Here is a 6,258-nt window from a genome sequence, read left to right as displayed (position 1 = left end):
TGATTGTTGTATAACATAGGCTGAACAATACAAATGTGGGGATCGAATCCGGATATTTTTTAATTTAACCGAGAGAACCTTCAACTTAAATGATTGTTAAAGTTTTAGGTTGAAAAATCCCAGGTAAAAAAGATTAAAACTAAAGCTTAACGCATGAAACTAACGTCCCCCGCTAAACCGGTGTGCCGGTTATTACCTTTAGCTTTTTTGTTTGCATTATTTTTTCTTTTTTGTTCACCATCCATTGTTTTTGCTGAAGAACAACATAGCCTTATTGATGGTCATTCGCATGACGAAATTAAGCGAGGAGAACGGTTTTTTAAAGGGCTACTTCCCTTTAACTTTAAGGGGCAGTCGTGTGTTTCGTGTCACAATTTAGTTCCCACCGACAGTTTAAACTGGAATCCCTCGGCTATAGCCATTGCGCAGAAATACGCTGATCGTGATTTTGAATCGTTTCAGGCATCAATAAAGCAGCCGGTCGGAAATAAACTCACTGAAGTACATTCGGAAATTGAGCTTGAAGAAGCCGATCTGAAAACAGTAAAAGCTTATTTGGACAATCTGGCTGCCGTGGGGCCGCAGCCGGTAAAACCCACAATCAATAAAATCCTGATTTTTTTGTTCTTTGGTTTGCTCATTACCTGGGCGCTTTTGGAACTTATTTTCTTTCGCCAAATAAAATACCGATTTGTTCCGGTTCTCGTGTTGTTGGCTTCACTTGGTTATCAAGGGAAAGTATTGCAGGAAGAAGCCACTAAACTTGGTCGTTCTCAAGACTATGCTCCGGATCAACCCATCAAGTTTTCGCATAAAGTTCATGCCGGCGATAACCAAATCGACTGTATGTATTGTCATCACACGGCCGAAGACAGCAAATCTGCTGGTATTCCGGCGATGAATCTGTGTATGAACTGCCATGTGATTGTTCGTGAAGGAACCCATTCAGGTAAATTCGAGATTGCCAAAATTGTTGATGCTGTCGAGAATAATAAACCGGTTGAGTGGGTGCGACTGCACAACTTGCCCGACCACGTATACTTTAGTCATGCACAACATGTTGGCGTAGCTGAAATTGATTGCCAGAAATGCCACGGACAAGTTGAAGAAATGGATATTATGCGGCAAGATTCTGACTTGTCAATGGGCTGGTGTGTAAGCTGTCACCGTGAAACGGATGTGAAATTCAAAGAAAATGGCTATTACGAAACCTTCATGAAACTGCATGAGGAAATGGAGATTGGTGATTTGAAATCCGTTAAGGCTGAGGATATTGGCGCGAACGATTGTATGCGCTGTCACTATTAGAATAAGAGTTTAGACTGCTGTATTTCTTTTTCAGATTAGTACAGCAGGTAAAATATTGTTGAGGGCAAAGACCTAAACCGAATACTCAAAAACTAAATACCTTGTTGATGAAATCATACTGGAGAAGTCTAGAAGAACTGCAAGATCCGAAAGCTTTGCGAATTCAGGAAGCTCGTGAAGAGGCCAGGCAAAAAAGCCTGCTTTATAAATCGGAAGGTGGGAATGGCGGGAATTCGCGTCGTGATTTCCTGAAAACATTAGGATTCAGTCTGGCGGCTGCTTCGTTGGTTGCAAGTTGCAAGAAGCCTGTGGAGAAAGCCATCCCTTATTTGGTTAAACCAGAGGAGATCACACCAGGGAAAGCCAATTATTACGCCACAAGCTATTACGATGCGGGTGACTACTGCAGTGTGGTTGTTAAAGTGCGCGATGGCCGACCGATAAAAATAGAAGGGAACGAGCTGAGTTCCATCTCTCAATCCGGAACTAGTGCGCGGGTGCAGGCTTCAATCTTAAATCTGTATGACGGAGCGCGATACAAAGGACCTCAGAATCTCAGCAAATCGATTACCTGGGATGATGCAGACCTCGAAATTCCAAAGGTACTCTCCGAAATTTCGCAAAGTGGAGGACGGATTGTTCTGTTGACTCAAACAGTAATTTCTCCTTCAACCCAAAAAACAATTCAACAGTTTTTGCAGAATCATCCAGGTAGCCGTTGGATTCAATACGATGCTATTTCTGCGTCGGGAATGTTGGCTGCTAATTTGAAAAGTTTCGGTCAGCGGGCAATTCCTGATTACCGTTTCGATCAGGCTAAGGTCGTGGTTAGTTTTGGTGCCGATTTCCTTGGAACCTGGTTGTCGCCCGTAGAGTATACGAAGCGATATACTGCGGCTCGTAAACTGGATGAAGGACAGCGTGATATGGTGCGTCATTACCAAATTGAGTCGCACATGTCGTTAACCGGTTCAAATGCCGATGTTCGTTTTCCGATTAAGCCTTCGGAAGAAGGTGGAATAATTCTGGGGCTCTACAATATCATTGCCGACAAGACCGGAGCCGAGCAGTATCCGGGGCCGAAAAGCACGGTTGATGTGAGCGCCTTGGCTGATGATCTGTTAGCTGCTCGTGGAAAGTCGATTGTAATTTCGGCAAGTAACGACGAGAATGTTCAGGTTGTTGTGAATGCGATCAACCAGCTGTTGGACAACTACGGAAGAACAATTTTGTGGGAATCTGCTCTGCTGACAAAACAAGGGCTCGATTCTGAAATGTACCAGTTGAACTCCGATCTTTTATCCGGCGAAATAGATGCGCTGCTGGTTTGGGGCGTTAACCCGGTGTATGATCAGTCTAACGGAGAGGAACTCGAAGCTGCGATCCGCAAGTTGAAGCTATCGGTAGCGTTTGCCGAACGCAAAGATGAAACAGCACGCGCGTGCCAATATATTTTGCCGGAACCTAACTATCTGGAGGCATGGAACGATTTGCAGCCGAAAATAGGTTCGCTAAGTTTGGCGCAACCCACCATTTCACCATTGTTCGATTCTCGTCCTGTTCAGGACAGTTTATTGAGCTGGTCGGGGACAGAAATGACCTATCGCGATTTTCTGAAATCGGAGTGGGAGAAGGAGTATTTTCCCCGCCAGTCGGAGTACTCCGATTTTCGCCTGTTCTGGAATCATTCCCTTCAAAAGGGCGTGTACGATCTCCCATTATCCAATTCGGTCGACTATAGCACCGAAAGCTTGCCGGCTGCCGCAAACAAGTTGCCGGTAGCGAAATCCGGAGTCGAAGTTGTTTTATACGAGAGTATCGCATTGGGAAATGGAAAATATGCCAACAATCCCTGGTTGCAGGAACTACCTGATCCGGTTGCCAAAATTAGTTGGGATAACTATGCCTCTGTTCCGGTTGCCTTTGCCGAAGAAAATGACTTGCAAAACGAAAACGTAATCACAATAAACGGGCTGCAATTGCCCGTGTTTATTCAACCCGGACAAGCCTCGGATACCATTGCTGTAGCGTTGGGGTACGGTCGTGTTTATGCCGGAAAGGTGGGCGACGACGTAGGTAAGAACATGTTCAAATATGTGTCGGAAGCCGCAGGGGCCCGAAAGTTTAGCATCGACGATGCACAAGTTGAGGTGGTTTCCGGAGTGACTTTTCAATTGGCCATATCGCAAACTCATCATAGCATGGAAGGGCGGCCGATTGTGCGAGAGACCAATTTGGACGAATACCTGCTGAAACCCGATGCAGGAAACGAATTACACGAAGAACATGAAAAACACCATGTGACATTATATAAAGAGATGGAGTTTAAAGGCCACCACTGGGGAATGGCCATCGATTTAAATTCGTGTACCGGTTGTGGAAACTGTGCAATTTCATGTCAGGCTGAAAATAATGTTCAGGTGATTGGAAAGGAGCAGGTGCGTAACCGCAGAATTATGCATTGGATTCGGATTGATCGCTACTATTCGGGTGATCCGGCAAACCCCGATGTATCGCACCAGCCGGTGATGTGTCAGCATTGCGACAATGCTCCATGTGAGAATGTTTGTCCGGTAGCAGCAACACCACACAGTGCCGAAGGGCTGAACCAAATGGCTTACAACCGTTGCGTGGGTACGAAATATTGCATCAATAACTGTCCGTATCGTGTTCGTCGTTTCAACTGGTTCCAGTATGTGAATAATGACAAGTTCGACTACAACGCGAATAACGATTTGGGACGGATGGTTTTGAATCCCGATGTGACCGTTCGTTCGCGTGGGGTGGTTGAAAAATGTTCGATGTGTGTGCAGCGTATTCAGGATAAAAAGCTGGAGGCGAAGCTCGATGGCCGTTTGCTGGCTGATGGCGAAATTAAAACTGCTTGCCAGCAATCCTGTCCGGGCAATGCGATTGTTTTCGGCGATCTGAATAATCCGGAAAGTAAAATAAATAAGGTATTTAAAGATAAACGGAACTACCATCTACTGGAGGAATTACATACCCTTCCATCGGTTGGGTATTTAACTAAAGTGAGAAACAAAGCGTAAATAAACCGAAATAAACCAGTTTCTATGTACAAAACGTCGATACGAGGAAAGCTCATAGAAGGGGATAAGTCACTGTCGAAAATTTCGCAGGATATTTTGGCCCCGATTGATGCCAAGACACCGCGCTGGTGGTACATTGCGATGACGATCAGTTTGGCCATGTTTGGTTGGGGATTGTATTGCAAATATGTTACCATCTCTACCGGGATTGGCACCTGGGGAGTGAATAATACAGTCGGATGGGGTTGGGCGATCATCAACTTTGTGTGGTGGATTGGTATCGGGCATGCTGGTACTGCCTTCTCCATATTCTTGCTCATTTTAAGGCAAAAGTGGCGGACAGCAATCAACCGGGCTGCAGAGGCAATGACTGTTGTCGCTGTGTTTTGTGCCAGTTTGTTTCCATTATTGCATATGGGACGCCCTTGGTTGTTTTTCTTTATTTTCCCTTACCCAAATACGCGAGGACCGCTTTGGGTGAATTTCAATTCCCCATTGTTTTGGGACTTTGTAGCCATTTCGGCTTATATGTTGATTTCGGCAAGTTTCTGGTATTTTGGGATGGTACCCGATTTTGCAACAATCAGAGACACCACAAAATCAAAAATTAAAAAGGCGGTTTATGGTTTTTTCGCTTTCGGATGGACCGGTTCATCCAAAGAATGGCTGCGTTTTGAGGCGCTGAGTTTTGTACTCGGAGGTATCGCGGCTGTTTTGGTGGTTTCGGTACACTCAATTGTGTCAACCGACTTTGCCGTATCGGTTGAGCCAGGCTGGCACACCACCATCTTTCCTCCTTATTTTGTTGTTGGAGCCATCTTTTCCGGATTCGCCATGGTTTTGACCTTGGTGACACTAATGCGGAAGTTATACAATATGTCCGATTTTATCACTGATTCGCACGTTGATGCGGTATGTAGGATCTTGGTCTTTATTTCACTGATTATGGGCACCGCTTATCTGACTGAAATTTTCCTGGCATGGTATTCCGGTTCTCAATACGAAATATATACGTTCTTCTACAACCGGATTACCGGTGAATATGCCTTCCAGTTTTGGGCTATGTTTGTTTGTAATGCGCTTATCCCTCAGTTGTTTTGGTTTAAATCGGTTCGTAGTCGGTTGTGGGTTGTTTTTATCATCTCAATATTCATCAATATTGGTATGTGGTACGAGCGGTTTAACATTGTTATTACATCGCTGACTAAAAACTATTTGCCGGCTAACTGGGCCAGCTATTCTCCCTCTATTATCGAAATTGGGTTCTTCGTCGGAACCTTGGGAATGTTTTCCGCAGGAGTCTTGTTGTTCTTCCGTTACATCCCAATGATTGCCGTTTCAGAAGTCAAGAGTATTTCGAAATTTAACGAAGAAATTCAACCTAACGAACATCATTAAGCTATGATAGGCGTATTTGACAACGAATTTGATTTGGTGAAAGCTTTTACGAAAGTGAAAGCCAAAGGCGCAAAAATCGATGAGGTTTACACGCCTTACCCCATTCACGAAATTTTGGAAGGAATGGGCAAACGGACCTATATTTCCCATGCGGCCTTCTTTTATGGTTTGTTTGGTGCATTAGCCGTTTTAGGAGGTATGTATTATGCCGCGGTGATTAGCTGGCCGTTGAATTTCGGCGGAAAGCCTTTTAATACGTTCCCATCCTTTATTGTGGTGACGATTGTAGCAACGATCCTGATTGTGACTTTGGCCACCTTGTTTACTTTTTCGGCACGAGCCAAGATATTTCCGGGCAAAGAAGCCCCAATCGTACATCGGGGAGCAACAGACGACAAGTTTGTAATGGTGTTAAAATCTGATGAACCTGATTTCAATCCGCTTGAAATGGAAAAAATATTGAAAGATAACGGCGCGTCGGAAATTATTAAATCCTGATTAC

At 44.6% G+C, this 6,258-nt stretch carries 4 protein-coding genes; all 4 read left to right on the top strand.

The features are described 5' to 3' along the window. The first annotated feature begins 153 nt into the window (after window positions 1–153). Complete coding sequence (locus tag ABZD21_RS14245) at window positions 154–1,308, top strand: cytochrome c3 family protein (RefSeq protein WP_372775728.1); 1,155 nt, start codon at window positions 154–156, stop codon at window positions 1,306–1,308. A 107-nt stretch (window positions 1,309–1,415) separates the two neighbouring features. Then, window positions 1,416–4,358: a TAT-variant-translocated molybdopterin oxidoreductase gene (locus tag ABZD21_RS14240; protein WP_372775727.1), complete on the top strand. Its 2,943-nt coding sequence runs from the start codon at window positions 1,416–1,418 to the stop codon at window positions 4,356–4,358. A gap of 24 nt (window positions 4,359–4,382) precedes the next feature. After that, the gene (gene nrfD, locus ABZD21_RS14235; protein ID WP_372775725.1) at window positions 4,383–5,756 is read left to right on the top strand and encodes an NrfD/PsrC family molybdoenzyme membrane anchor subunit; all 1,374 of its coding nucleotides are present in this window, start codon (window positions 4,383–4,385) and stop codon (window positions 5,754–5,756) included. Between the two features lie 3 nt (window positions 5,757–5,759). Then, window positions 5,760–6,254, top strand: coding sequence for a DUF3341 domain-containing protein (locus ABZD21_RS14230; protein WP_372775724.1), 495 nt, complete (start codon window positions 5,760–5,762; stop codon window positions 6,252–6,254). The last annotated feature ends 4 nt before the right edge of the window (window positions 6,255–6,258 follow it).

This window comes from Mangrovibacterium sp. (assembly GCF_041596335.1).
GTDB lineage: Bacteria > Bacteroidota > Bacteroidia > Bacteroidales > Prolixibacteraceae > Mangrovibacterium.
The sequence above is the reverse complement of the archived record's forward strand: the minus strand, read 5'-3'. Positions and strand labels throughout refer to the sequence as shown.

What these genes read in the sequence shown, in the direction of transcription:
- ABZD21_RS14240 (WP_372775727.1), top strand. Translation starts at nt 1,416, where the DNA reads ATGAAATCATACTGGAGAAGTCTAGAAGAACTGCAAGATCCGAAAGCT.
- ABZD21_RS14230 (WP_372775724.1), top strand. Translation starts at nt 5,760, where the DNA reads ATGATAGGCGTATTTGACAACGAATTTGATTTGGTGAAAGCTTTTACG.
- nrfD (WP_372775725.1), top strand. Translation starts at nt 4,383, where the DNA reads ATGTACAAAACGTCGATACGAGGAAAGCTCATAGAAGGGGATAAGTCA.
- ABZD21_RS14245 (WP_372775728.1), top strand. Translation starts at nt 154, where the DNA reads ATGAAACTAACGTCCCCCGCTAAACCGGTGTGCCGGTTATTACCTTTA.